The sequence below is a fragment of the Bifidobacterium sp. RTP21102st3_E2_RTP21102_210122 genome (genome assembly GCF_040916945.1).
In the GTDB taxonomy this organism is placed as follows: domain Bacteria; phylum Actinomycetota; class Actinomycetes; order Actinomycetales; family Bifidobacteriaceae; genus Bifidobacterium; species Bifidobacterium longum.
Window position 1 is genome coordinate 436,123 of record NZ_JBCPAN010000001.1, and the last position, 26,111, is coordinate 462,233.

General features: G+C 58.9%; 20 protein-coding genes, 2 pseudogenes and 1 riboswitch. Of the genes and pseudogenes, 16 read left to right on the plus strand and 6 right to left on the minus strand.

The window, feature by feature from the left end; genetic code table 11:
• Positions 1 to 179 precede the first annotated feature (179 nt).
• Positions 180 to 460, plus strand: a pseudogene (locus AB5287_RS01940) (2CS histidine protein kinase); the annotation flags it as partial.
• A gap of 9 nt (positions 461 to 469) precedes the next feature.
• On the opposite strand, the gene AB5287_RS01945 reads toward AB5287_RS01940, so the two are convergent.
• The 3 genes from AB5287_RS01945 to thiD form a co-directional block, all read right to left on the minus strand.
• A complete protein-coding gene (locus tag AB5287_RS01945; RefSeq protein WP_368220479.1) occupies positions 470 to 1,849 on the minus strand; it encodes an MFS transporter in 1,380 nt (459 codons plus the stop codon).
• 524 nt (positions 1,850 to 2,373) lie between these two features.
• The gene (locus AB5287_RS01950) at positions 2,374 to 2,751 is read right to left on the minus strand and encodes a thiamine-binding protein (RefSeq protein ID WP_003830347.1); all 378 of its coding nucleotides are present in this window, start codon (positions 2,749 to 2,751) and stop codon (positions 2,374 to 2,376) included.
• A gap of 63 nt (positions 2,752 to 2,814) precedes the next feature.
• Entirely contained in the window at positions 2,815 to 3,624 is an 810-nt protein-coding gene (gene thiD, locus AB5287_RS01955; protein WP_015439007.1) for a bifunctional hydroxymethylpyrimidine kinase/phosphomethylpyrimidine kinase, read from the minus strand.
• A 126-nt stretch (positions 3,625 to 3,750) separates the two neighbouring features.
• Here thiD and AB5287_RS01960 point away from each other — a divergent pair.
• Positions 3,751 to 4,026, plus strand: a pseudogene (locus tag AB5287_RS01960) (26S protease regulatory subunit); the annotation flags it as partial.
• Between the two features lie 114 nt (positions 4,027 to 4,140).
• Here the strand turns inward: AB5287_RS01960 and thiC are convergent.
• Entirely contained in the window at positions 4,141 to 6,894 is a 2,754-nt protein-coding gene (gene thiC / locus AB5287_RS01965; protein WP_368220482.1) for a phosphomethylpyrimidine synthase ThiC, read from the minus strand.
• A gap of 82 nt (positions 6,895 to 6,976) precedes the next feature.
• On the minus strand, positions 6,977 to 7,921 hold the full coding sequence (locus AB5287_RS01970; RefSeq protein WP_014485496.1) for a hydroxyethylthiazole kinase: 945 nt from the start codon (positions 7,919 to 7,921) through the stop codon (positions 6,977 to 6,979).
• Positions 7,912 to 8,020, minus strand: a riboswitch (TPP riboswitch). (Overlaps the previous gene by 10 nt.)
• Positions 8,021 to 8,356: 336 nt before the next feature.
• Between AB5287_RS01970 and AB5287_RS01975 the strand changes: the two genes are divergently transcribed.
• From AB5287_RS01975 to AB5287_RS02020, 10 genes are all read left to right on the plus strand, one after another.
• On the plus strand, positions 8,357 to 9,829 hold the full coding sequence (locus tag AB5287_RS01975) for a glycine--tRNA ligase (RefSeq protein ID WP_368220484.1): 1,473 nt from the start codon (positions 8,357 to 8,359) through the stop codon (positions 9,827 to 9,829).
• A gap of 144 nt (positions 9,830 to 9,973) precedes the next feature.
• Positions 9,974 to 11,218, plus strand: a complete 1,245-nt coding sequence (dusB, locus tag AB5287_RS01980; protein ID WP_007056907.1) for a tRNA dihydrouridine synthase DusB — start codon at positions 9,974 to 9,976, stop codon at positions 11,216 to 11,218.
• 111 nt (positions 11,219 to 11,329) lie between these two features.
• On the plus strand, positions 11,330 to 12,541 hold the full coding sequence (ftsZ, locus tag AB5287_RS01985) for a cell division protein FtsZ (RefSeq protein ID WP_007054067.1): 1,212 nt from the start codon (positions 11,330 to 11,332) through the stop codon (positions 12,539 to 12,541).
• A gap of 12 nt (positions 12,542 to 12,553) precedes the next feature.
• Complete coding sequence (locus AB5287_RS01990) at positions 12,554 to 13,033, plus strand: cell division protein SepF (RefSeq protein WP_007053320.1); 480 nt, start codon at positions 12,554 to 12,556, stop codon at positions 13,031 to 13,033.
• A 121-nt stretch (positions 13,034 to 13,154) separates the two neighbouring features.
• The gene (locus tag AB5287_RS01995) at positions 13,155 to 13,457 is read left to right on the plus strand and encodes a YggT family protein (RefSeq protein WP_007054068.1); all 303 of its coding nucleotides are present in this window, start codon (positions 13,155 to 13,157) and stop codon (positions 13,455 to 13,457) included.
• Between the two features lie 139 nt (positions 13,458 to 13,596).
• Positions 13,597 to 14,976 carry a DivIVA domain-containing protein gene (locus AB5287_RS02000; RefSeq protein ID WP_013410602.1) on the plus strand — a complete coding sequence of 460 codons (1,380 nt, stop codon included), beginning with the start codon at positions 13,597 to 13,599 and terminating at the stop codon, positions 14,974 to 14,976.
• Between the two features lie 21 nt (positions 14,977 to 14,997).
• On the plus strand, positions 14,998 to 15,546 hold the full coding sequence (gene lspA / locus AB5287_RS02005) for a signal peptidase II (protein ID WP_007053323.1): 549 nt from the start codon (positions 14,998 to 15,000) through the stop codon (positions 15,544 to 15,546).
• The gene (locus tag AB5287_RS02010) at positions 15,546 to 16,508 is read left to right on the plus strand and encodes an RluA family pseudouridine synthase (protein WP_007054072.1); all 963 of its coding nucleotides are present in this window, start codon (positions 15,546 to 15,548) and stop codon (positions 16,506 to 16,508) included. Before lspA ends, AB5287_RS02010 begins: the two co-directional genes overlap by 1 nt.
• 315 nt (positions 16,509 to 16,823) lie before the next feature.
• A complete protein-coding gene (locus tag AB5287_RS02015) occupies positions 16,824 to 17,297 on the plus strand; it encodes a DUF4143 domain-containing protein (RefSeq protein WP_225090357.1) in 474 nt (157 codons plus the stop codon).
• A gap of 204 nt (positions 17,298 to 17,501) precedes the next feature.
• On the plus strand, positions 17,502 to 18,368 hold the full coding sequence (locus AB5287_RS02020) for a YihY/virulence factor BrkB family protein (protein ID WP_023658465.1): 867 nt from the start codon (positions 17,502 to 17,504) through the stop codon (positions 18,366 to 18,368).
• Between the two features lie 80 nt (positions 18,369 to 18,448).
• Here the strand turns inward: AB5287_RS02020 and AB5287_RS02025 are convergent, their stop codons facing one another.
• On the minus strand, positions 18,449 to 18,769 hold the full coding sequence (locus AB5287_RS02025; RefSeq protein WP_007055442.1) for a hypothetical protein: 321 nt from the start codon (positions 18,767 to 18,769) through the stop codon (positions 18,449 to 18,451).
• 107 nt (positions 18,770 to 18,876) lie between these two features.
• On the opposite strand from AB5287_RS02025, the gene dnaE reads away from it, so the two are divergent.
• The 4 genes from dnaE to AB5287_RS02045 all read left to right on the plus strand — a co-directional run bounded on the left by dnaE (position 18,877) and on the right by AB5287_RS02045 (position 25,626).
• Positions 18,877 to 22,434, plus strand: a complete 3,558-nt coding sequence (gene dnaE / locus AB5287_RS02030; RefSeq protein WP_368220491.1) for a DNA polymerase III subunit alpha — start codon at positions 18,877 to 18,879, stop codon at positions 22,432 to 22,434.
• Positions 22,435 to 22,546: 112 nt separating this feature from the next.
• Positions 22,547 to 22,957: a DUF4186 domain-containing protein gene (locus AB5287_RS02035; protein WP_368220516.1), complete on the plus strand. Its 411-nt coding sequence runs from the start codon at positions 22,547 to 22,549 to the stop codon at positions 22,955 to 22,957.
• Positions 22,958 to 23,162: 205 nt separating this feature from the next.
• A complete protein-coding gene (locus tag AB5287_RS02040) occupies positions 23,163 to 25,040 on the plus strand; it encodes an oleate hydratase (protein WP_007054862.1) in 1,878 nt (625 codons plus the stop codon).
• Positions 25,041 to 25,125: 85 nt separating this feature from the next.
• Positions 25,126 to 25,626 (plus strand): GNAT family N-acetyltransferase, encoded by a 501-nt coding sequence (locus AB5287_RS02045; protein ID WP_007053332.1) that lies wholly within the window; start codon positions 25,126 to 25,128, stop codon positions 25,624 to 25,626.
• Positions 25,627 to 26,111 lie beyond the last annotated feature (485 nt).

Genomic DNA, 26,111 nt, shown 5'->3' on the forward strand with positions numbered 1-26,111 from the left:
GCAACCGCAACATACGCATCGGCATTGTGGACAATGACCCATATGCGCTGAAAGTGTTCGGCGCGCTAATCGAACGTATGTCCAGCGATTTTGCCGTGATATAGACCTGCGATTTGGGTGCTGTGGCCATCAGCCGATGCCTGAGCCCCACCAAGCGGCCTGACGTGCTGGTTACGGATATGTCTATGGGCGCATTGGATCGCACGCATCAAGTCATTGATGTGATTGAAGGCAGGGGAGAAGCGGCGCACAGTGCAGTGACTCCGCATGATTCGACCGTTGATGCCGCTCCTGGCATTGCATGTGACATCACAGACGCTGATTGTCCGCTGGAGACGCAGACCTATCCACCGGCACCGGCCTCAACCGTTACCAACAATTACTAGAACAACAAAACGGCGCCCTGCATATCACCACGCAAGACGCCGAATGGACATTATCAGCAGTTATTCCACTGTGAGGAAACCGATCACCCAACCGACTTCTGCGCAGTCTCCGCGCCAAAGAAGCCGACAATCAGCATCGATGCAATAGCAATCGCGCTGATGGCCACAAAGATGGACGTGGCACCAAGCGAGGTAAGCATCCAGCCCACCACCATCGGCATCAACACATTGAGCAGCTTGGCCACGGCGTTCGCGAAGCCGACGCAACGGAAGCGAACCTTGGTGGCGAACAGTTCCGGAGCGTACACAGCCACCACGGAAGCCATAAGCACGTACAGGCACATCATGAGCAGGAAGCCAACGATAATTGCGCTCACGGTAGAGGTCTGGAAGGCATACATCAAACCGAACACGCCAGTGAACAGGAAGGCCGGCACAATCGTGCGCTTGCGGCCGATACGGTCGATAAGCAGAGAGCCAATCAGGCAGCCGACCGGGGCACCGAGCATCATCACCGTGGAGGTGAGCAGCGAGCTGGACAGGTTAATACCACGCTTGACCAGAATCGTCGGAACCCAAGAAGTGAAGGCGTAGGAGCACACGTTCGTGGCGGCCACAGCAACCACAGCCACAAGCAGGCAGATGCCGAGCGAACGGCCGCCGGCGTTGCGGGTGTCGCTGGTGTCGGCCTTGGCGGCTGCGTCGATCAGTTCGGAGCCGTTGGCCTCAAGCTGCTTGACGATGGCGTCGGCCTCATCGTAACGGCCGTGCACGGCGAGCCAACGCGGGGATTCGGGGATGTCGCGGCGCAGCCACCAGATGATGGCGGCCCCCAGACCGATGGCCACGAACAGCGGACGCCAGGACCAGCGGGGGATGATCCATGCACACAGCAGCATAGCGATCGGCACACCGCAGTTGGCCACGAGCGAGACAATCGCGCACCAGTGGCCACGGCGGTTCATCGGTGCGAACTCGTTGACCATGGCGAAGCCGGTGACGATTTCAGCGCCGAGGCCCAGGCCGGCACCCAGACGGCACAGGGACAGCACGGCCATGTTCGGGGCGAATGCGCCGAGGAAGGTGAAGCCGCCAAACAGCAGCAGGTTGATTTGGTAAGCCACGCGGCGGCCCTTCAGGTCACCGACGAAGCCGGCCAGCAGCGAACCGACCAGCAGCCCCAGGAAGCCTGCGGACATAAAGGTGGAATTTTGCGCAACGGTGGACCAGTGTGTGGCCAACGCGCTGGAGGCAACGGCGCTGCCAATATATACGTCGATGCTGTCCATCAGCATGCCAGCGGCGACCAGCGCCACGATGCGATGGAACATCGGGGTTTCATGTGCGCGATCCACGCGCGAGATAATATCCTGAACCTTGGCTTGATCCGTCACGGTGGTACGTGCTTGTGCGCTTTCCATAGCCGCGGGATTGCCGGAAATCTGCTGTTCAGCAGCAGTCATATTTGAGCCCTCTTCTTGCAAACCTGCCCGCGTGCAACTGCTCAATGATGTTGCGGCGAGCGAACTCTTGATTGGACTGCGTGTTCCGTTCGCCCTCCCATTGTGTGGGATGAACGACGTTTGCAGTCCAAGTCTTGAATTCCACGTAGCGAGCCAATCGTTGTGAGATAGCTCACTACATGGGGTTTAACTATAGGTTCGATCTTGTGGCACGCCGCGTTGCGGTCACATTGTGAACGATAACAGAGTTTGTAACGCTCCTATATATGCCCCACTTACGCTCTTACCCTGTTGAAAGAAGGCAGAACCGTGATTCCCATGGGGCGGTAAAACACTCATGGGGCGGTATTTGGCCCATGGGGCGGTTAGCGGATTTTGCCTTTCCGCAGAATAGAGCCGTTTTCGCCTACCGCCCCATGAGGGTTTTACCGCCCCATGAGATATTTACCGCCCTATGGGTGAGTTACCGCCCCATGAAACGTGTAATAACAAAGCATGCCCTTGCTGGTGGAAGCGATGCTTTGCTATTTCGCCTGCTTGTCGGCGAGGATCTCATCCACCAGCTTGGGCTTTTCGGTCAGCTGGCCGGTGAAGCCGGGACGGATATCCATGTGCAGCACCAGAGAAGTGCGGTAGCCCTGCTCGGCGAGCTTCTTGGCGGCCTCACCGGCCACCTTGAGCACGTCGTCCAGATTGCCTTCCACGTTGGTGAACAGGGCGTTGGTTTCCTGCGGCAGGGCGGATTCGCGAATCACTTCGACGGCCTGAGCCACGTATGGTGAAACCTCGGAGCCCACGCCATTGGCCGACACCTGGATGGCTGCCACGGTGTTGAGGTACGGTTTGCCGGTTTCCGGGTCGATCGGCACTTCCTGAGTAACGGCATTACGGTCAAGAACCATGATTCTCCTTTTTCAGTAGTGTTAAGCTCCCCTGGCAAGGGGAGCTTAACAACCACACTTATGTCAGCGATACTTCCAGAAATGATCCATCGGGCCGGAGCCGTGGCCGAGATTCAGCTGGGTCTTCAGCGCACCGGTCAGATACTTCTTCGCATGCTTGATGGCTTTGGGCAGCGTGTCGCCAAGCGCCAGATACGAGGCGATGGCGGAGCTCAGCGTGCATCCGGTGCCGTGCGTGTTCGGATTATTGATACGCGCGCCATCAAACCAGGTCACGGTTCCATCCGTCTCGGCAAGCACATCGTTGGCATCCTCGGTGCCATGACCACCCTTGACCAGCGCGGCACAGCCGTAACGCTCCACGATGCGGTGGGCGGCAGCCTCCATATCCTCCTGATCGCGAATCAGCGTATCGGTCAGTACTTCGGCCTCGGGAATGTTCGGAGTCACGACCGTAGCCATCGGGAACAGCTTGCCGGTCAAGGCCGCAATGGCATCGTCACTGATGAGCTTGGCACCGGAAGTGGCCACCATAACCGGGTCGAGCACGATGTTCGTGGCGTGATGGAAGGTGAGTCGTTCAGCAATGACGTCGATGATGTCAGTGGCAGACACCATGCCGATTTTCACCGCGACCGGCGGAATATCCTCAAACACCATGTTGATCTGGTCGGCGAGAATGTCCGGTTTGGTGTCCTGAATGGAACGCACGCCGGTGGTGTTCTGTGCGGTGAGCGCGGTGATGGCGCTCATGCCGAACACGCCGCAAGCCAGCATGGTCTTCAGATCGGCCTGCATGCCGGCACCGCCGGACGAGTCGGAGCCGGAGATCGCGAGAACAGCGGGAAGTGTAGATGTTGCAATCTGTGCCATAGTGTTCATTCTAAGTGGGGCCCATGATGTTTTTCGGAGCGGTTTTCCTTGATGTTTTGCCGCTCCTGTGGTGAGATGGGAGGGTTTGCTGATTGCGATTGATTCATGAAATGTTCGGGAGGGGACATGGCTGATAACGATGTACTGCGCCGTGACGGCGTCTTGGTACGCATCACCGGTTTTGACGATGAACGCACCGCATATTTTGGCGTAATGCCTAATGGGCACACCACACAGCTCACATTTCCGCGTCAGGAGGTGTTCGATGTGGGCGACGTGTTGCTCGTCGGCACGGATTTCTATCGTAAAGTGCCGCATGATGTGTGGCCGTTGAAGCCCCGTGTGGGCATCGTGCGCCGTGCGCTCAACGAAGGCGTGGTCCTGGAGACTTCCGACGGCCTCGGTCCAGATGTCGCACACTTCGGCACCGCCTTCGAGCGAGTCGAGCGTCGTCCCGAATTAAGACACCACCGGGCATAATAATTGGCTCCCCTCAGAGAGGGGAGCCAGAGAGGTTTACTCCTGGGCGGTGGAGTAGAGCTTGCCGCCTTGGGCGGTGTACTTTTCGCTCATCGCATCCATGCCGGCGAGGATTTCTTCGGGGCTGAGCACGTTGGCGGACACCACGCCGTTATCGACATTGGCCTTGGCCGTAGCCAGTGCCTCGGAGTCGATGCCTGCAGCAGCCTCCTTCACGATTTGCTGCTGAGCGGCCTCGCCACCGAATGCCTTGCGGATGTTCTGGGAGATGGCCATCGAGCAGAACTTCGGGCCGCACATCGAGCAGAAGTGCGCCATCTTGGCCGGCTCGGCGGGCAGGGTATCGTCGTGGAAGGCGATGGCGGTGTCCGGATCGTAGGACAGATTGAACTGGTCGAGCCAACGGAACTCGAAGCGAGCCTTGGAAATCGCATTGTCGCGATCCATCGCGTGCGGGTGGTGCTTGGCGATGTCTGCGGCGTGGCAGGCGATCTTGTAGGCAATCACGCCCTGCTTCACATCATCCTTGTTCGGCAGGCCGAGGTGTTCCTTCGGGGTCACGTAGCACAGCATAGCGGTGCCGTAACGACCGATCTCGGTGGCGCCGATAGCGGAGGTGATGTGATCGTAACCCGGAGCGGTATCGGTGGTCAGCGGTCCGAGGGTGTAGAACGGGGCGCCCTTGCACACGGCCTTCTCCAGCTCGATGTTCATGCGTACGGTATCGAACGGCACGTGGCCCGGGCCCTCGATCATCACCTGCACGTCCTTGGCCCAGGCGCGCTCGGTCAGCTCGCCCAGAGTCATGAGCTCGGAAAGCTGCGCGGCGTCGTTCGCGTCGGCCAGGGAGCCGGGGCGCAGGCCATCGCCCAGAGAGAACGCCACGTCGTACTTGGCGAAGATGTCGCACAGCTCGTCGAAGTGCGTGTACAGGAAGCTCTCCTGGTGGTGGCGCAGGCACCAGTCGGCCATGATGGAGCCACCGCGGGAGACGATGCCGGTCACGCGGTTGGCGGTCAACGGCACGTAACGCAGCAGCACGCCGGCGTGGATGGTCATGTAATCCACACCCTGCTCGCACTGTTCGATCACGGTGTCGCGGAACAGTTCCCAGCTCAGCTTGGAGGCATCATCCTCAACCTTTTCGAGGGCCTGATACATCGGCACGGTGCCGATCGGCACGGGGGAGTTGCGCAGAATCCACTCACGGGTGGTGTGGATGTCGTTACCGGTGGACAGGTCCATCACGGTATCGGCGCCCCACTTGGTGGCCCACGTCAGCTTCTCCACTTCCTCGTCGATGGAGGAGGTGACGGCCGAGTTGCCCATGTTGGCGTTGAGCTTGGTCAGGAAGGCGGATCCGATAATCATCGGCTCGGCCTCGGGGTGGTTGATGTTGCAGGGCATCACCGCGCGGCCGGCGGCCAGCTCGGAGCGCACGAGCTCCACATCGCAGTTCTCGCGGGTGGCCACGTACTGCATCTCCGGGGTGATGATGCCGTGGCGGGCGTACCACATCTGGGTGATCGGGTGGTCCTTGGCGCGCATCGGCTCATGCTTGCGTCCACGCCATTCCTTGGTGGCGCGGCCGCGCTTGATGGCGCGCTTACCATCATCCTCAAGGTTGCGGCGGCGGCCCTCGTAGTCTTCGATGTCGCCGCGGTCGCGGATCCAGTCGAGACGCAGGGGCTTCAAACCTTCCTTCGGGTCGCACTTGGGGCCTTCGGTGTTGTAGTCGTGGAACGGCGGGTTCGGGCCCACGCCGGGCGTGTCGCTCAGCTTGATTTCGGTGTACGGCACTTCCAGGTCGTAGGAACCATACTGATAGGTGAACGGTACGGACTTGGTCTTGCGGATGTGCGCCTTGTCGCGCTGCTTGGAACCACGGGCGGCGATGTCCACGCGCTGCTGCTTGGCGAGCTTCTGGGCATTCTTGGCGTCCTTGGCGTTGGTGAACTTCTTCTCAGTGGCCTCGGAGCCAGGCTTTGCGGCCCCTTCCTGAGCAGCCTGAGTATCAGCAGCGGGGGTGTGGGCTACGACGCGCGGCGCGTAGCCGTGCTTCTTGTCGCCGCGGACGGCCTTCCAGCCTTCGACCATGGTGCGCGCGGCCTCTTCCGGGTTCTCGGCACCCGCGATGGCGGAGACCGCGAACCAGCCGGCGGCCTTGGTGCCGGCGAGCATGGCCATATCGGCTGCGGTCACGCCGCCGCCCACGACCACCGGGAATTCGCTGGCAGCGCAGATGGTGTTGATCTGGGCGGCGTCCAGCGTCTTGCCGGAGCCGTCGTTGCCGCCCACGGAAGCCTCGGGCTTGGTGGTGGAGACGTGCAGAGGACCGGCGCCAATGTAGTCGATGCAGCCGTCGGGCAGCTCGTTGATGAGCCGAACGAGGCTTTCGGTCTCAGCCGACAGGCCCACGATGGCCTCGTCGCCGAGCAGGGCGCGGGCTTCGCGCGGCTCCATGTCGGTCTGGCCGATGTGCACACCGTCCACCTTGATGCCCTTGCGGCGGGCCTGCCACACCACGTCGGCACGGTCGTCGATCACAAAGGCCACGGAATCGGACTTCTCATTGTCCTCGATGATTTGCGCGATGTCGCGAGCCATGTCGGTCAGCTCAGAGGCATCGGCCTCCTTGGCGCGCAGTTGGATGAAGGTTGCGCCGCCGTGCAGAGCCTGATCCACCACGTCGGTCAGCGGACGGCCTTTGCAGTCCTCCGGCCCCACCACGAAGTACGCGGACAGGTCGAAGCTGTCGCGCATGGAGGCGTATAGGTATTCATTACTCATTATTATTCCTGCTTTTGTTGTTTCTTGTGGAAGTCTTATTGGAAAAAACTGTTATGAGCTCCCTCATCAGAGGGAACTGAAACTACTGCACCAAAATCTCGGATTCCGCCACCTGTTCGGCGGTCACATTCCACAGCGCGTCAAGGAACGCAACTTGGAACGAGCCCGGTCCGTACGAAGTTGTATCGGCCACCTCTCCCGCGCGGTTGTACAGCAGAGACGCGGACAGGGCGGCGGTCAACGGATCGGAGACCGCCAAATACGTGGCAGCCACGCCGCCCAGCGAGCAGCCGGCACCGGTGATCTTGGTCATCATCGCGCTGCCGCCCGGCAGTCGGTACACGGTTTCGCCATCGGTCACCAGATCGGCGATGCCGGACACGGCCACGGCGCAGCGGGTGGAAGCGTCATGGGAGGAATGCTTGGCGTGCTGTTCGGTCAGATACTGTGCCAGCGCCACCGCCGCGCCGGTTGCGGACTCCACGTCGTCGACGGATTCCACTCCGGCGGGGCGGTGCTCGGAAGCGTCCCCCACGGTTTCGGTATTGAGCCCCCACATGTTCGCCAGCGCGATTACCTCGGATGCATTCGCGCGAATCATGGTCGGGGGAGCGGCCTTGAAGGCCTGAAGAATGGCGGTACGGGTGCGGCCGATGCCGGCGGCCACCGGGTCGAGCACCCACGGCTTGTCCAAGTAGTTGAGTCGCTGGGCGATTTCGGGCAGTGCGTCCTTATAGAACGGCAGCAGCGTGCCCACGTTGATGTAGTTCGCGCCCGCGATTTTCGCGGTTTCGATCACGTCGTCCGGCAGGAAACTCATGGCCGCAGTGCCGCCGGCCGCCAGTTGCGCGTTGGCAACCAAATTGATGGTCACAAAATTGGTGAATGACTGGGCCAACGGAGTCGTCTCGCGTACGCGGCGAACGGCATCGGCGATATTGTCACGGATGGGTGAATCGGCTGGAACCGGAGTCCCGGCGGTATAACCGCTGGACACGCCGGTAAACGATGATGCACTATTGCTCATTTACTGCTCCCTACGATGGTCTTAACCAACAGGTTCTAAGGGTCAGGCTCAGGCCTTTCTCAACTCGCGAACCACATGCGAGTTCCCCTGCATTACAGTGCCGACGCTATGCGCCAACATGGACATTATCGTGACGGATTTGTTCGATACGTGTCGTCAGGTCTGGCGCGTCCCCGTCCATTCGTGATACATAGACGCCTCCGCCGAGCAACATCTCCCGAATTTGTGACGCTGACGCGATGTCAGTGGCACAAATTCGGGAAGGGTAAAACAACAGGAACAATATGGAGGTGTTGCGATATAGGAATCGCTGCGAACGGCCGCTCGTGAGACGCGGAACATATACCGGACAATGCCGCCTGACCTGTCACCATATACGGCTATCCTGAAGCGGTTGTTATTAGACCCCAAACCGTTCAAACCAGAAGGTGCATTGTGGCTCAGTCCAAACTCGATGAAGTCGTATCCCTTGCGAAGCGTCGCGGCTTCGTGTTCCCCGCCGGCGAAATTTACGGCGGCACCCGTTCCGCTTGGGATTACGGCCCTCTCGGCGTCGCTCTCAAGGACAATATCAAGCGTGAATGGTGGCGCTCCATGGTCGTCACCCGTCCTGATGTCGTCGGTGTCGACACTTCCATCATTCTGCCGCCCGAAGTGTGGGTGGCGTCCGGCCACGTGAGCGTGTTCAACGATCCGCTCGTCGAGTGTCTCAACTGCCACAAGCGCAACCGCGCCGACAAGCTCGAGGAATCCTACGCCGAGAAGCACGGCGACAAGATGCCGGAAAACGGCATGAAGGACATCGTCTGCTCGAACTGCGGCACCCGTGGCCAGTGGACCGAACCGCGCGACTTCAACATGATGCTGCGCACCCACCTCGGCCCGGTCGAGGACGAGAACAGCCTGCACTACCTGCGTCCGGAGACTGCACAGGGCATCTTCGTGGACTTCAAGAACGTGATGACCTCTTCCCGTTCCAGGCCGCCGTTCGGCATCGCCAACATGGGTAAGTCCTTCCGTAACGAGATCACCCCGGGTAACTTCATCTTCCGCACCCGTGAGTTCGAGCAGATGGAGATGGAGTTCTTCGTCACGCCCGGCACCGATGAGGAATGGCACCAGTACTGGATCGACGCCCGCACCCGCTGGTACATCGACCTCGGCGTCAAGCCGGAGAACCTGCGCCACTACGAGCATCCGAAGGAGAAGCTCTCCCACTACTCCAAGCGCACCGTGGACATCGAATACAAGTTCGGCTTCCAGGGTTCCGACTGGGGCGAGCTCGAAGGCATCGCCAACCGTACCGATTACGATTTGAGCGCGCACTCCAAGCACTCCGGCGAAGACCTGAGCTACTTCAACCAGGCCACCGGCGAGAAGTACGTGCCGTACGTCATCGAACCGGCCGCCGGCCTGACCCGCTCCCTGATGTGCTTCCTCGTGGACGCCTACGATGTGGACGAGGCCCCGAACACCAAGGGCGGCGTTGACAAGCGCACCGTGCTGCGTCTCGACCCGCGTCTGGCCCCGGTCAAGGCCGCCGTGCTGCCGCTGAGCAAGAAGCCTGAACTGCAGACCGTGGCCCAGAACCTGGCCGACGACCTGCGCTTCAACGAGTGGATGATCGACTACGACGAGTCCGGTGCCATCGGTCGTCGTTACCGTCGTCAGGACGAGATCGGCACCCCGCTGTGCATCACCGTGGACTTCGACACCCTCGAGGACCACGCTGTGACCATCCGTGAGCGTGACACCATGGCCCAGGAGCGCGTCGCTCTTGACAAGGTGGCCGATTACGTGGCCGCCCGCATCGGCGAGAAGCGCACCCGCGTGCCCCTGAAGCCTGTGGAAATGGGCGGTGAGCCTTGGCCTGAGTCCGGCGTTCAGGAAGCCGGCGGCCTGTACTAAGCCGGAGTCGCACAACTTGGGCTCCCCTCTGTGGGCTGAGCCGTAAGGAAGACATCCCAGTGGGCTGTTTGTAGGCGAAGTGGCGGCGATAGACGCCGGGGCTCCTCTCTCAGGGGAGCCCCTACTTATTTTCTTAGGAATCACATGGCACAATCCGAATCCGAAACAGTGCTCACCGAGCATCACGAGACCGACAACCTCGACCCACGTACGGACGCGCCGGCGCGCCCCGGGACCCCGGTGCATATCGCCCCGGTCCAACTCGGCAACATCACCGTGCCGACCCCGGTGGTGCTCTCGCCGATGGCGGGAGTGACCAACTGGCCCTTCCGCGTGATTTGCGAGGAATATGGTCCCGATGGACTCTACGTGGCCGAGATGATCACCGCTCGAGCCCTCGTGGCGCATAACCCGAAAGCACTGCGCCTCTGTCATTTCGCCAAAAGCGAAAAAATCCGTTCACTGCAGTTGTACGGCGTGAACCCCTCCATCACCGAACAGGCGGCGAAAATCGTGGTCGACGGCAACATGGCCGACCATGTGGATCTGAACTTCGGTTGCCCGGTGCCCAAGGTCACTCGTCGAGGCGGTGGTTCGGCCTTGCCTTGGAAAACCGACATTTTCACTGAGCTATTACAGCGCGTGGTCGCCGTATGCGAGCCGGCGGGCATCCCCGTCACCGCGAAGATCCGCGTCGGCATCGACCATAACCATGAGACCTTCCTCGAAGCCGGACACATCGCGCAGGAGGAGGGCTGCAAGGCCGTAACCCTGCATGCCCGTACCACCGCCGAATACTATGGCGGTCATTCCGACTGGTCCCGCATCGGCGAGCTCAAGGAACACCTCAACATTCCGGTATTCGGCAATGGCGATATCTGGGGTGCCGAGGATGCGCTCGAAATGGTGCGCGAGACCGGCTGCGACGGTGTGGCCATCGGCCGCGGATGCCAGGGCCGGCCGTGGCTGTTCGCCAACATCAAAAACGCCTTCGAGGGCAATCCCGAACGGCTCAACCCGAATCTGGGCGAGGTCTGCCGCGTGATTCACCGTCATGCCGAGCTGCTTACCGAGTTTTATGAGGGCGATGAGATGATGGCCGTCCACGATCTGCGCAAGCACATCGCCTGGTATCTGAAAGGATTCCCGGTGGGCGGCTCCACCCGCAAGGCCTTTATGGAATGCGAGAGCCTGGCCGATGTGGACCGCGAGATCGGCAAGCTCGACCCGACTATCGAATACCCGCCACGCGTGGTCGACAAACCGCGCGGCCGCGTGCGTTTCGCCAAGAAGGTGCACTTGCCGTATGGCTGGTTGGAATCGCGTACCACCACCCACGAAGAGCGTGAGGCGCTCTTCGGTGACGACCCAATGGACGCCAGTTACTGAGAAAATACTGAAAATACACGCAACACGCGCCATTCTGCGCGTGAATTTCCCTCCAAGAGTAGCCTGTTTGCGCTACTCTTGGGTGTAACCGTGAAGTGACAGGAGCCAAACGTGAGCGAGATCGCGCAGAATGAGTTCAACGACAAGACCAACATCAAGGTTGTTGGCGTCGGCGGTGCCGGCGGTAATGCCGTCAATCGCATGATTGCCGAGGGATTACAGAATGTTGAATTTGTGGCGGTAAATACCGATGCGAAGGATCTTCTGCGCTCTGATGCGGATGTCAAGATTTCCCTTTCCGATAAGTCCAGTCGTGGTCTCGGTGCTGGTGCCGACCCGGAGCGTGGAGCCAAGGCGGCCCAGGACCACCAGTCGGATATCGAAGAGGCGCTTAGGGGTGCCGACATGGTGTTCGTCACCTGCGGCGAGGGCGGTGGCACCGGTACTGGCGCCAGCCCGATCGTCGCTCGTGCGGCTCATCAACAGGGTGCTCTCACCATCGCGGTTGTTACTCGTCCGTTCAGCTTCGAAGGCCCTCAGCGTTCCGCTTCCGCCGAATACGGCATCGACAACCTGCGCAAGGAAGTCGACGCGCTGATCGTCATTCCGAACGATCGCCTGCTCGAGCTTTCCGACCGTTCCATCGGCATCATTGAGGCCTTCAAGACCGCTGATACCGCACTGCTTGCCGGTGTTCAGGGCATCACTGACCTGATTTCGATGAACTCCTATATTCACGTCGACTTCAACGATGTGAACTCCATTCTTCGTGGTGCTGGTACTGCGCTGTTTGGTATCGGTTCCGCACGGGGAGAGGATCGTGCCACGCAGGCCGCCGAAATCGCCATCAGCTCTCCGCTGCTTGAGGAAAGCATCGAAGGCGCACACGGTGCGCTGATCAACATCGCCGGTCCGACCGACCTGAAGTTGCAGGAGGCCTCTGCTGCCACCGAACTGGTGCGCAAGGCCATTCACCCTGAAGCCCAGATTATTTGGGGTCTTGCTCTGGACGATGCTTATGGCGATGAAGTGCGTGTCACTGTTATTGCTGCTGGTTTTGACCCCGTCGCCGCTCAAGATGACGACACTCAGAGCACGGTGACGCCGGTTGTGCCAACCGCCGCCGATCCTGCGACTCCCGTGGCACAGCCAGCTCCAGCACCGGCACCGGCTGCACAGCCCGCTGCCACTGCCCAACCGGCATTCACACCGGCTACCGGTGACTCCGCATCGTTGCCTTTTGATGATCCGACTTCCGCTCATCCGAATATCGCCGTGAACGATCCGGCTGGCGATCTCGACATCCCTGACTTCCTGCGCTGAAAGGATTGATCCATGGCTGGGTTCATGAAAAACGCGATGTCCTATCTGGGCATGAGTGACGTTGTGGACGATGAGGACGACTACATCGAGGAGGACGAGGAGCAGAAGCCGGCTTCGAAGTCCGCATTTGATTCCGACCATACGGTCACGCCGCTGGCGTCAACCACCGCGCCTGCCGCATCGTCGACTACCAAGCCGTTCCCCGGTGGTCGTGTGAACAGAATCACCACCATCCATCCGAAGTCATATGAGGATGCTCAACTGGTCGGCCGTGCATTGCGTGACGGTGTTCCGGTCGTACTGAATCTCACCGGTGTGGCCGAAGCCGTGGCATATCGCATCGTGGACTTCTCCGCCGGCGTGGTGTTCGGCGTGCGTGGTTCCCTCGAGCGTGTCACTCCGCGCGTGTTCCTGTTGAGCCCGGCGCAGGTGAACATCAAGGTCGAAGAGCCGACAAAACCAGCCTCGGCACACGATTTGTTCGCTGACTGACCGGTTCAGTAGTTTTCGCATTCGACGTTATATCGGTATTCGGCCGACTCCCAGCAAGGAGTCGGCCGATTCTTATTGTGCTCCGAGCAAACTTTTCATGCGCGGTTGTTAGTCTGTCAGCATGCTTTCCTTAGTGTTCTCTTTGATCGGCCGCATTCTTGCATGGCTCATCAACGCGTATATCACGGTTCTGTTCGTGCGCATGATTCTGGACTGGGTCTCCGTTCTCGCACGAAACTGGTATCCACGTGGTGTGGTGGCCCAGCTGATCAATATTGTGTATTCCATTACCGAACCCCCTCTGCGCTGGCTACGTCGCTATATTCGCCCATTGCCGCTCGGTTCGATTTATCTTGATGTCAGCTTCATTGTGCTGTATTTTGCGCTGGTGGTACTGGAAAGTGTTGTTCTGATAGTGTTCTGAGGCCGTTTTTGACCCGCCGGAGGCATATATCTGGCATAAAAACCCACGTCGAATGTTCTGAAACGATGGGGTCGTGATAGCATTCTGACTTGAGACCAACGTAAGTGCGGGCGATGCCCCAAAGCGAGGTGCAAGATTTATGGCTCTGTTGACGCCGAAGGATATTAGGGAGCATACCTTCCAGACTGTTCGATTCAAGGAAGGTTATGATGTCGACGAGGTCGATGACTTCCTTGATCAGGTCACGGAAACCGTCGAGGCTCTTGGACGTCAGGCGGTAGCCGGCGGTCAGGCCACCCAGTCTCTGGGTCCTGACGTGACCAACCTTAATGCGAAGATCTCCGATCTTACCGGTCAGGTGCAGCAACTCGAGTCGGAGAATGCTGGTTTGAAGAACGCTGTGGCTCAGGCCCAGCAGGCCGCTCAGGCTGGCAATGATCAGGCAGCACAGCTTGTCTCTGCCAAGCTCAGCGAAGCCGAGGAATCCAACCGCGCGCTGTCCTCCCAGAATGAGCAGCTCAAGGGTCAGGTCGATCAGCTGAACGCTCAAATCGATCAGCTCACCGCTCAGGCTGCTCAGGCCTCCGGTGACCAGGAGGCTGTCGGTCAGCAGATCGCCGCCATTCAGCAGGAACGTGATCAGTTCCGCGCGGCCAATGAGGAGCTGTCCCGTCAGCTCGCCGCCGCTCAGCAGCAGGGTTCCGCCGCTCAGCAGCAGTCCGCTCAGATCGCTGAGCTGTCCCGTCAGCTCGAAGAAGCCAAGCAGCGTGAAAACCAGCTTCGTGCTCAGGTTTCCAAGGTTGAGCCGAGCACCGAGACCGGTTCTCTGCAGAAGATCGCTGGCGCCGCTTCCATGCCGGGCACCGAGCCCGAGCGCGCCACCGCCATGCTGACCCTGGCTATGCAGCTGCACGATCAGTACGTGGAGAAGGGCAAGAACAAGGCCAAGGAAATCACCGAGGCCAGCCAGAACAAGTACAACGATCTGGTCACCAAGGCCAACAACTACTCCGAGCGTACCCGTTCCGAGGCCGACGACTACTCCACTCGTACTCGTTCCGACGCCGACACCTATTCGGATCGTACCCGCTCCGAGGCCGACGCTTACCGTGACCAGACTCACGCGGATGCCGAGACCTACTCCCAGAACACCCGTTCTGAGGCCGACGCATACTCCGTCAAGACTCGTCAGGATGCGGACAACTACTCCAAGTCTCAGCACGATGACGCTGACAACTACGAGAAGGAAGTGCAGCAGCGTGCCGCCGAGTATGACAAGAACACTCGTTCCGCGGCTGATGCGTACGACAAGAACACCCGCTCTGCAGCCGATACGTATGCCGAGCAGGTGCGCGACAACCTTCAGGCTCAGTCCAAGGTCGTCGAGGGCAACATCCAGAGCCTCAAGCAGTTCGAGACTGAATACCGCGCCCGCCTCACCGAGTACCTCGGCCAGCTGGCATCGCAGGTTTCCGAGTCGAACAACTACGTCGACCAGACCTCGTCCAAGACCAACTGAGCGTAGGCAGGTACAGGTCGTATGACGAACCAACAGGGACGGCTGCGCACCCGCGTGGCCGTCTTTGCATGTGTGGCCGCGGCTGCGCTGATTGTCGATCAGCTCACCAAGGCTTGGGCGATGGCCGCGTTATCCAACGGTCAGACCATTCGAGTGATTCCCGGACTGCTGTCCTTCACCTTGGTGCGTAATCCGGGCGCGTCCTTGGGCATGGGATCAGGCGCTACTTGGGTAATCAGTCTGTTGGCCGTTGTGGCTTGCGTGGCCCTTGCTGTGGCTGGGGTGCGCACTGTCTCCATGAAATGGTCGGTGGCGATTTCTTTCGCGTTTGCAGGCGCTCTGGGCAACCTGATTGACCGTGTTATGTACGCTGACGGCTTCCTCGACGGCAAAGTGGTGGATTTCCTTAACTATGGCTGGTCCGTTGGCAATGTGGCGGATATCTATCTGGTAGTCGCCGGTGTGGTCCTGGTGATTCTGATTCTTATGGGGGAGCCGTTCTCACACAAGGATCTCATCGAGCAATCCGACGAATCCCTACAGTCTGAGCCGGAGGCGGACGCCAAGTAATGAGTCGAATAGTCCCTGCTCCCGATGCATTGGTGGGTAAGCGTTTCGACGTAGCCGTGGCCAAAATGCTGGGTATTTCACGATCTAAAGCCGCCGATCTGGTTGACTCCGGGCAGGCGCGCGTTTTAGGACGTGAAGTTGCGCGGTCCAGCACATTGCAGGCGGGGGAGACCGTCGAATTTGATTTGGCGGAGGAACAGGCCGAGCCTGAGCCTATCGCAACTGATATGGCCGTTGTCTACGAAGACGATGATGTCGTTGTAGTCGATAAGCCTGTAGGCGTGGCGGCGCATGCCTCGGTTGGCTGGACCGGTCCAACCGTGCTCGGATCACTGCGTGACCGCGGCGTGCATATCACTTCCTATGGTGCGGCCGGGCGTGAGGGCATTGTTTCTCGCCTTGATGTAGGCACTTCCGGCTTGATGTTGGTGTGCAAGTCCGACCTTGCGTACACCGAGATGCGTCGGCAGTTCGCCGAGCATGAGGTAAAGAAAACCTATCATGCGCTCGTGCAGGGTGGTCTTAAAGAGAACAAAGCAACCATTGAGGCACCGATCGGGCGCGCCAAAGTGTCCGATTTCCGCTTCTGCGTGACTCCGGCCGGCAAACCGGCCGTTACGCACTGGGATGTGCTGGAGCGTTTCGGCCATGAGGCCACTCTGGTATCCGTGAATCTGGAGACCGGACGTACTCATCAGATTCGCGTGCATTTCTCCTCGATTGGGCATCCCCTGTGCGGCGACCCCATGTATGGTGCCAATCCGGTGCTGTCTGAGGCCTTGGGACTTGACCGGCAGTGGCTGCACGCCATGAAGCTCGAATTCCGTCATCCCCGCACCCGCGTCTGGACCACGGTCCGGTCCCAGTACCCGGCCGACTTGGCTGCCGCACTCGATGCCATGCGTGCCCGACATATCGAACCCGCTGAACCTGCCGAATATGCCGAAGTTCTGGTGGACTAATTCCGCAACGTGTGCATCATGCGTTTTAATATTTAGATTCAGTTCCGGCTTCGCCGGATTCATCCCAGAATAACGAGAGATCGGTCATGATGGCTCTCCGTCATGACCATACCCCAAGTGACTGCGGATGCTGAGTACCATTCAGTCCAATGGTCGGTAACCGTACGTGAATTACCGGTATTTCCGCTCAACGTGTCTCGGTACTCCAGCGTGAAGTGAACAGAAATGAGCCAAAGCAGTAATGAAGCCGGGCGGTATATGCCATCCGGATTGCAGAATCTCCTGCTGATAAAAACCGTTTCCTAGTCGTTGACCGTGCCCGTTCCGACGACGATCGCGGCCTACGACGCGTTCATCCTCTACCCGGCCCACCGATACGACATCAAGGGCAAGAGGATTCTCAAGCAGGAAAAGAAGTACTATGCCGTGGACTTGGGGATGCGACGTATCCTGTGCTCCAACAACGTGCGGGACATCGGACGCCTCCTCGAGAACGTGGTGTTCCTCGAACTGATGCGCCGCGAGGGCGACGTGTATGTCGGACAGAGCTCCGGCAGCGAGATCGACTTCGTCACGAACGGGCCAGGCGGACGTCGGTACTACCAGGTCAGCGAATCGGTGCACGATTCGGCGACGCTGGATCGGGAGCCGTCCTCGCTGCGCGCCGTGCGTGACAACTATCCCAAGACGCTGATTACGCTGGATGACGAACGGCCCTACTCCCACGAAGGCATCCGACAGATATACGCGCTTGACTGGCTGTTGAACGAAGACCACAAGAAACAGTAGATACTAGGGCGGCCAGCGGGTTAGCAAGACATCAGTTGGTGAGGACTGCTGACATTGCACTCCGACGGATGAATTGAATACTCATATGGTATCCGATTCTGAACAATTGAGTGGGGGCGTTGATGGTTGCCATCGTTTGAGCTGGCTAAATGCGATTTCGCGCCATGCTGTTTCAACAACGGTGGCAACAGCTACAGTTGAACTATGCATGGGTTGAAGAGTGCGATTGACAGGGGAGCGGACGCGTGGGCACGTTCGCTGCCTGGGCGCGTGCTCGACCGGTATGTGTCGCGGAGCGGCCCCCTGCTGGCGAATGGTCTGGCATATGGTCTGCTGTTCGCCTTTTTTGCCGGCGTCTGGATTGCGGTGAGCGTGTTCGGCCTTATCATGGTCGGCAACATTGATTGGCAGCAGATGCTGATTGACGCGGTGCGTGAAGTCATTCCCGGTGTGGCCGACTCGTTTCTGACGTCTTCCGCGCTAGGCGCCATGTCAAGCGCATTGACGTGGACCGGTCTGGCCACGTTGGCCATATTCTGGTGGACAGTGACCGGCTGGATGAACTCGCTGCGCCACGCCGTACGGGCCATGTTCGACGACTGCGGCGACGAGCTCAATATCGTCGTCGCAAGGTTACGCGATACGCTTGCCGCCATCGCCATCGCAATACTGTTCATTCTTTCGACCGCGGCCGGTACGGTGTCCGGCGGCATCGTACGCCGACTGCTGCAATGGGGCGGCATCCCCAGCAGTTCGTTGCCCGGCATCGTGCTTTTGGAGATGACCGGTTTCGGTACCGGTGTCGCGCTGAATTTCGCGTTGTTCATGTTGCTGCTGCGCGTGGTCTCCCACATCAAAGCCGGACGATTCACGATACTCGGCGCGTTACTGGGATCTCTGACGGTTTCCGCAATGCAGCTTCTCGGTGCGCGACTATTAGCCGGAGCCTCCCGGAATCCGATGCTTGCCCCGTTCGCCGCGTTGATCGGCGTGCTCATTTGGTTCAACCTCGTCGCCCAGGTCATTTTGCTCTGTGCCGCCCTCATTGCTGAGTGCCGACAAAAGAGCTGAGCGTCTGAACTGACTAATATGACGATTAGCGATGAAGCCTCTCTCGCCGAGATGATTCGCGAACTCAGCTGGCACTACAGTTATTGCCGTGGTCTCTCCATCTTGGCATATCGCAAACGAGTAGCTTCACCCGTGATACCGAGCTTGCGACCAATTGTTTCCCATGATTGTCCACGTTCATGCATGAGCAGTACCATCTGCGCAATGCGGGCATCAATGTATTCCAGTTCGGCTTTGCGTCGATTGATTAGACGGCTGAGCTCCAGTTCGGGAGAGAAGTTTGGGCTGTCCTCGGGAATGCCTTCTGCTGGTGATTCCTGAGACTCCACGGCATCTGCCGCAGCGTTGCCGATTTCCATGAGTTTGGCCTGTATCTCGGGAGAGTAGTCTTCAAATTTCATCGTTATCACTGCCTTAGTGTCGCTGTTGCTGATACTCCACTTTATAGGCATGTGGCCTCACCGGTAAATATTTACCGCCGCCCAGACCACACGGTATGGTGGAGCGCATGGCTGATTACGGGAACAACTTTGTGCAACTGCATAACCACACGCACTATTCGCTGCTCGATGGTGCGTCGAAGATTCCTGATTTGGCCAAGCGTGCGGCCGAACTTGGCATGCCTGCGGTCGGCATCACCGACCATGGCAACATGCATGGCGCCTACGAGATGTACACCAACTGCGTGGCCAATGGCGTCAAGCCCATCATCGGCATCGAAGCTTATGTGACCCCGGAAACCGCACGTCAAGACAAGTCCCGTGTGCATTGGGGTACCGAAGCCCAGCGCCGCGACGACGTCTCCGGTGGTGGTCTTATCACCCACTTGACCATGTGGGCCGAAAACGACGAAGGCCTGGTCAACCTCATCAAAGCCTCGTCCGTGGCCAACCTCGAAGGTCGCGTCATGCGTTATCCGCGTATGGATAAGGAGGTGCTCGCCACCTATTCCAAAGGTGTGATCGCCTCCTCCGGATGCCCTTCGGGCATCATCCAGACCCGTCTGCGCCTCGGTCAATTCGATGAGGCCCTGCGCGCCGCCGGCGAATTCCAGGACATCTTCGGCAAAGACAACTTCTTCATCGAACTCATGGATCACGGTCTGACAATCGAGACCCAGGTCACCAACGACCTGCTGACCATCGCCAAGAAGCTGGACGCCCCGCTGCTGGCCACCAACGATTCCCACTACGTACACGCCGAAGATGCACAGGCGCAGGACGCCATGCTCTGCATCAACTCCGGTTCCCGTCTTGACGATCCGGACCGATTCAAGTTCGACGGCACCGGCTACTACATCAAAACCGCCGAAGAGATGCGCGAACTGTTCAAGGACCACCCGGACGCCTGCGACAATACGCTCGTTATCGCCGAACGCTGCAACGTGATGTTCGACGACCACGAAGACGGCGCGTTCATGCCGAAATTCCCTTGCCCCGAAGGCTGGGATGAGACCTCCCTGTTCCTCAAAAAAGTCGAGGAAGGTCTGGAGAAGCGTTACGACGGCAACCCGCCGCTCGACGTATTGAAGCAGGCCGACTACGAATGTGGTGTGATCTGCCAGATGCAGTTCTGCGGATACTTCCTCGTGGTCGCCGACTACATTCAGTGGGCCAAGGACCACGGCATTATGGTGGGGCCGGGCCGTGGTTCGGCCGCAGGCGCCATGGTCGCCTATTCCATGGGCATTACCGAGCTCGATCCGCTCAAGCATGGCCTGATTTTCGAGAGGTTCCTGAACCCTGAGCGAGTGAGCCTTCCTGATATCGATGTCGACTTCGACCCTGAAGGTCGTGCGCGAGTCATCGAATACTGCGGCGAAAAATACGGCACCGATAAGGTCGCCCAGTGCGTGATCTATGGCACCATCAAAACCAAGCAGGCCCTGAAAGACTCCGCCCGCATCATGGGTTATGAATTCTCAGTCGGTGAAAAAATCACCAAGGCGCTGCCTCCGGCGGCCACCGGCGGCAAAGACATCAGTCTGCATGACATCTTCGACCCTGCCGCCAAACGTTATGCCGAGGCCAGGGAATTCCGAGAACTCTACGATTCCGACCCGGACACCAAGCGCATCACCGAAGAAGCCAAGGGTATCGAAGGCCTGATCCGACAGACCGGTGTACATGCCTGCGCCACCATCATGGGTAGCGCACCCATCACCGACACCTCGCCGTTGCTGGAACGCACCGATGGCACCATCACCACCACCTTCGAATACCACACGTGCGAAACGTTGGGGCTGGTCAAGATGGACTTCCTTGGCCTGTCCAACTTGACGATCATCCACGACACCCTGAAGAACATCGAGGCCAACGGCAAACCCGCCATCGACTACACCAAGATTCCGCTCGATGACGCCGAAACCTACAAACTCATGTCCCGAGGAGACACGCTCGGCGTGTTCCAGCTCGATTCCGACGGCATGCGTTCACTGCTGAAAACCCTGAAGCCCGATAACTTCAACGATATTTCCGCACTTATCGCCCTGTACCGACCGGGCCCGATGAGTATGGATTCGCACACCAACTACGCCAAGCGCAAAAACGGCCTGCAGAAGATCACGCCAATTCACCCTGAGCTTGAGGAGCCTCTGAAGCAGGTGCTTGACGAGACCTATGGTCTGATCATCTACCAGGAGCAGGTGCAGTCCGCCGCCCGAATCCTCGCCGGTTATTCACTGGGCAAGGCAGACGTGCTGCGTCGAGCCATGGGTAAGAAGAAGCCCGAAGTGCTGGCCAAGGAGAAGGTGCCGTTCTTCGCCGGTATGAAGGAGCACGGATATTCCGAAGAGGCATCCCAGGCCGTGTGGGATATTCTGGTGCCGTTCTCCGGCTACGCTTTCAACAAAGCGCACTCCGCCGCATACGGTCTGATCTCCTACTGGACCGCATATCTGAAGACGCACTACCCGGTCGAGTTCATGGCCGCCTTGTTGCAAGGTGCCGCCACCAACAAAGACAAGACCGCACTGTACTTGGGCGAGGCCCGCCGCATGGGCATCCAGGTGCTCTCGCCGGACGTCAACGAATCGGTGTACGAGTACTCGGCAGTCGGCGACGTCGTCCGATTCGGTCTTGGTGCCATCCGTAACGTGGGTGACAAGGCCGTGGCCGATATCATCGCCGAACGCGAAGGCCCGCGCGGCAAGTTCGTGAACTTCATGGACTTCATCCGCCGCGTGCCCCTGACCGCGCTGAACCGGCGATTGGTCGAATCGTTGATCAAGGCCGGTGCCTTCGACTCGATTGACCCGAACCGTCGCGCGCTGCTCACCGTGCACGAGGCCGCCATCGATTCGGTGGTGAGTCTGAAGCGCAAACAGGCGGAGGGCCAGTTCGATTTGTTCTCCGATGCCGAGGATGGGGGAGCGGAGGCCATGGGCGACGCTTCCGTGACCGTACCCGATCTTGAGGAATGGGACAAGAAGACCAAACTTAACTTCGAACGCGAAATGTTGGGCCTGTATGTGTCTGACCATCCGCTCTCCGGTATGCAGTCGATTCTCGCGTCCTTGCGTGAAATGTCCATCGCGCATCTGGTTGATCGAGCCAAAACGATGGGTGAAGGACAGCAGGTCACGTTGGCTGGTTTGGTCACCAATGTGGACCGGCGCGTATCCAAGAAGGGCAACCCCTGGGCCATCGTGACCATCGAAGACATGGAAAGCTCCATCCAATGCATGTTCTTCGGCAAGGTCTATGAAGCGGCCGCCGCCGAACTTGCCGTGGACGCCATCGTACAGATTCGTGGCCAAGTGGAGTTGCGCGACGAAACCGTTTCTCTGAGAGCCACGGAAATGCAGATTCCGACCTTGGAAGCCGAGGATGAACGTCCGTTGGTCATCACGCTGCCGCCGGTGGCGTTGGAGCGCCAACGCATGATGCAACTCGGTCAGGTGCTCGCTAATCATCCTGGTTACTGCGAAGTACATCTTGCGGTGCTGGATGAGAAGGGTAACGCTCAGGTGCTCACGTTTGGCGATCGTTTCCGCGTCAAGCGAGATACTTCGTTGTTTGCTGAGATCAAGATTCTGTTTGGCCCCAGCTGCTTGTCTGCCGCCTGATTGGCGGGTTTCGCCCCTGGCCTCTCCCTCACCTGGCTTTGCTGGGGGCTCCTTCATCAGAGGGAGCTAAGGCGTGTGCCACCATACGATGTGCGCGACTACTGTGGAACGCATGGGCATGGAGATGGCGGATACTGGTAACAACGATGACGAGCAACAATGGATTGCCACGATGCTGGAACGGCTGTCTCATTCGCAGTTCCGCGCCAAATTCGCTTTGACCGACAAAGACCGAGCCTATGCCCGCACCAAAGGCAGGGCGACCATCGATCGTCATGCGCGAGAAATGTTGCGAGACCGCATAGGCGCAGCCGAACCGAAGAACGACGGCAGGCAGACGCCATGGCGCGGCCATCCGGTATTCGCCGCTCAGCATGCTACCGCCACATGCTGCCGCGGATGCATCGAAAAATGGCATCATCTGCCCAAAGGCCGTGAACTCGCCGAAGCGGAGGTAAACCGACTTGCCGATTTGGTCATGGCATGGATTGAGCGGGACCTTATCAATCATCCGGTTCGGTGAAGCACCCCGCATCCTCAGTATGCCTGTATGCCTTCAATAGTTATGAGCCAACAGCCAACATAGGCCTCGAAAACCGTAGATGCAAGGTATTGGCGAATGCGGCAGAACGCCGAACGTTGCCTATGGCGCGTTCGTCAATAATGCGACATGATGTCTATTCAAGAAGAGTTGATGAAGTGTCAACTCTGCCCCAAGGAGGCGGAATATGTACTACAGCAGCGGCAATTATGAGGCTTTCGCACGTCCGAAGAAGCCGGCCGACGTGGACAACAAGCATGCATACATCATCGGTACCGGACTGGCGGCATTGTCTGCAGCCTGTTATCTGGTGCGTGATGGTCAGATGCCTGGCGAGAACATCCACATCCTTGAGAAGGACCCGGTACCCGGCGGCGCCTGTGACGGTCTTGATATTCCCGGCCTTGGCTATGTGATGCGTGGCGGCCGCGAAATGGACAATCATTTCGAGGTCATGTGGGATCTGTTCCGCTCGATTCCCTCCATCGAAACCGAAGGCGTCAGCGTACTCGACGAGTACTACTGGCTCAACAAGGAGGACCCGAACTACTCGCTGTGCCGCGCCACCAAGAATCTCGGCAAGGACGCGGGGCTCAAGGGCAAGTTCGGGCTGTCCGACAAGGCTTCGATGGAAATCATGAAGCTGTTCTTCACCCCGGACGAAGACCTGTATGACAAGCCGATCACCGATTTCTTCGATGATGAGGTGCTGAACTCCAACTTCTGGCTGTACTGGCGCACCATGTTCGCCTTCGAAAACTGGCACTCCGCGCTGGAAATGAAGCTGTACATCAAGCGCTACATTCATCACATCGGAGGCCTGCCGGACTTTTCCGCGCTGCGTTTCACCCGCTACAACCAGTACGAGTCGATGATTCTGCCGATGGTCAAGTATCTGGAATCGCACGGCGTCGAATTCCGCTACAACACCAAGGTCGAGAACGTGGAATTCGCGATTGGCGGGGGAGCCGGCCCCAAGCGCGAGCACACCGGCGTAGGCCAAGACACCATCCAGAAGATTCAGGCCACCTCCGGCTTCTTCAAGCGCAACCCTGCCAGCACGCCCACCAAGAAGCTTGCCGTGCGCATCGACGTGGACCACGAGGGTGATAAATCCTCCATCGACCTGACCGAGAACGATCTGGTGTTCATCACCAACGGCGGTTGCGTGGAGAACTCCACCATGGGTTCCCAGAACTCGCCCGCCGCATGGAACCCAGACCTGAAGCCCGGTGGCGGCTGGGATATGTGGAAGCGTATCGCCGACCAGGACCCGAGCTTTGGCCATCCGGAGAAGTTCTGCTCCGATCCGAATGCCACCAAGTGGATGAGCGCCACCGTCACCACCCTGGACGGCGAGATTCCGCCGTACATCCAGAAGATCTGCAAGCGCGACCCGTTCTCCGGCAAGGTCGTCACCGGCGGCATCGTCACCGTGCAGGACTCCAACTGGCTCATGAGTTGGACCCTGAACCGCCAGCAGCAGTTCCGCGACCAGCCCAAGGACCAGCTGTGCGTATGGGTCTACGGCCTGTTCCCGGACAAGCCCGGCAACTATGTGAAGAAGCCGATGACCGAATGCACCGGTGAAGAGATTTGCGAGGAGTGGCTTTACCACATGGGCGTGCCGACCGACAAGATCGAGGCGCTCGCAAAGCACCACGCCAACACCGTGCCGGTCATGATGCCGTACATCACCGCGTTCTTCATGCCGCGCGCGGCCGGCGACCGCCCGGACGTGGTGCCCGATGGTGCCGTGAACTTCGCATTCCTTGGCCAGTTCGCCGAGACCCCGCGCGACACGATTTTCACCACCGAATACTCGATGCGCACCGGTATGGAAGCTGTCTACACGTTGCTCGGCGTGGACCGCGGCGTGCCTGAAGTGTGGGGTAGCGTCTATGACGTGCGCAACCTGCTCAACGCCACCGTCAAATTGCGTGACGGTGCACCGGTCACCGATATGAAGCTCAACTTCATTGAAAAGGCCGTGGTCAAGAAGGTGCTCAAGAAACTCGACGGCACCGATATTGCCACCCTGTTACGCGAATACCACGTAATCTGACATCCATCTGGCTCCCCTCGACTGGCACGCGAAGCGTGACTGAGGGAAGTTGCTCACAACGGAGTGTTAAGAGAAGGACAAAAACATGACTGATTCTGATCCCCAGTTAATCCGCCACGCCACCATCGACGATCTGGACGCGCTGGCCGCCATGGAATCCGAATGCTTCCCGGCCGCCGAGGCCGCCGACCGCTCGTCCCTGCGCGCCCGAATCGAGACCTATCCGGAATGTTTTTGGCTATTGATTGATGGCGAGATCGTCATGGCGTTCATCAACGGTTTCGCGACCGATCGGCGCGACTTGACCGATGACATGTACGAGGATGCCGCGCAGCACAACCCTCAAGGTGACTGGCAAATGATTTTCGGCGTGGATACTGCGCCGAAGTATCAGCATCGCGGTTGCGCCAGTACACTCATGAGGAAAGTCATTGAAGACACTCGTGCAGCTGGACGTAAAGGCCTGGTGCTCACCTGCAAAGATCGGCTGGTCGGATTCTATGCGCAATTTGGGTATGAGGACGAGGGCATTTCGGAGTCCACTCACGGTGACGTGGTCTGGCATCAGATGCGCCTGACCTTCTAATCCCCCTTTGGTTCCCCTCTTTGATGCTGAGGCGTCTAAAAAACAGTCCGGTGGACTGTTTTTTTAGACGAAGGCGAGACGATAGTCGAGCCATAAGGACGAGAGCTTTTTGCGGGTGAGCCGTCCGCGTGATCGGACTGAGGGGAGTTGAACGTGGAATAAATTGTTGCGACACGCCGGTGAACATCTGATTTCGTTACGTGAGCCCATAAAAAGCCGGCGTATCCTGATGGTAACGGCGTGATTCAAGCTGATTTCGACACGCCGGGCGAAGCCTGTCGTTTCAACGATTTGGGCTTATCTTCGTGCGCCTGATTTGCGTGAATCCGGACATGCGTGTAAGTTATTCACCTGTTGCCGCTCAGCGCGGCGGGTTCCTTTCTCTGGTTGGTTTCCCGTCTGGCTGGTGTGGTGGTGGTTTGAGAACTCAAGAGCGTGTTTGTACTACTTCTTTATAGTCAATGATTGCCAGTTCATTCCTCGCC

Bases quoted from the DNA above. Each gene is read 5' to 3' on its own strand.
- AB5287_RS01945 (WP_368220479.1), bottom strand. From the start codon at position 1,849: ATGACTGCTGCTGAACAGCAGATTTCCGGCAATCCCGCGGCTATGGAA.
- AB5287_RS01950 (WP_003830347.1), bottom strand. From the start codon at position 2,751: ATGGTTCTTGACCGTAATGCCGTTACTCAGGAAGTGCCGATCGACCCG.
- thiD (WP_015439007.1), bottom strand. From the start codon at position 3,624: ATGGCACAGATTGCAACATCTACACTTCCCGCTGTTCTCGCGATCTCC.
- thiC (WP_368220482.1), bottom strand. From the start codon at position 6,894: ATGAGTAATGAATACCTATACGCCTCCATGCGCGACAGCTTCGACCTG.
- AB5287_RS01970 (WP_014485496.1), bottom strand. From the start codon at position 7,921: ATGAGCAATAGTGCATCATCGTTTACCGGCGTGTCCAGCGGTTATACC.
- dusB (WP_007056907.1), top strand. From the start codon at position 9,974: ATGGCACAATCCGAATCCGAAACAGTGCTCACCGAGCATCACGAGACC.
- AB5287_RS01990 (WP_007053320.1), top strand. From the start codon at position 12,554: ATGGCTGGGTTCATGAAAAACGCGATGTCCTATCTGGGCATGAGTGAC.
- AB5287_RS01995 (WP_007054068.1), top strand. From the start codon at position 13,155: ATGCTTTCCTTAGTGTTCTCTTTGATCGGCCGCATTCTTGCATGGCTC.
- AB5287_RS02000 (WP_013410602.1), top strand. From the start codon at position 13,597: ATGGCTCTGTTGACGCCGAAGGATATTAGGGAGCATACCTTCCAGACT.
- lspA (WP_007053323.1), top strand. From the start codon at position 14,998: ATGACGAACCAACAGGGACGGCTGCGCACCCGCGTGGCCGTCTTTGCA.
- AB5287_RS02010 (WP_007054072.1), top strand. From the start codon at position 15,546: ATGAGTCGAATAGTCCCTGCTCCCGATGCATTGGTGGGTAAGCGTTTC.
- AB5287_RS02020 (WP_023658465.1), top strand. From the start codon at position 17,502: ATGCATGGGTTGAAGAGTGCGATTGACAGGGGAGCGGACGCGTGGGCA.
- AB5287_RS02025 (WP_007055442.1), bottom strand. From the start codon at position 18,769: ATGAAATTTGAAGACTACTCTCCCGAGATACAGGCCAAACTCATGGAA.
- dnaE (WP_368220491.1), top strand. From the start codon at position 18,877: ATGGCTGATTACGGGAACAACTTTGTGCAACTGCATAACCACACGCAC.
- AB5287_RS02035 (WP_368220516.1), top strand. From the start codon at position 22,547: ATGGGCATGGAGATGGCGGATACTGGTAACAACGATGACGAGCAACAA.
- AB5287_RS02040 (WP_007054862.1), top strand. From the start codon at position 23,163: ATGTACTACAGCAGCGGCAATTATGAGGCTTTCGCACGTCCGAAGAAG.
- AB5287_RS02045 (WP_007053332.1), top strand. From the start codon at position 25,126: ATGACTGATTCTGATCCCCAGTTAATCCGCCACGCCACCATCGACGAT.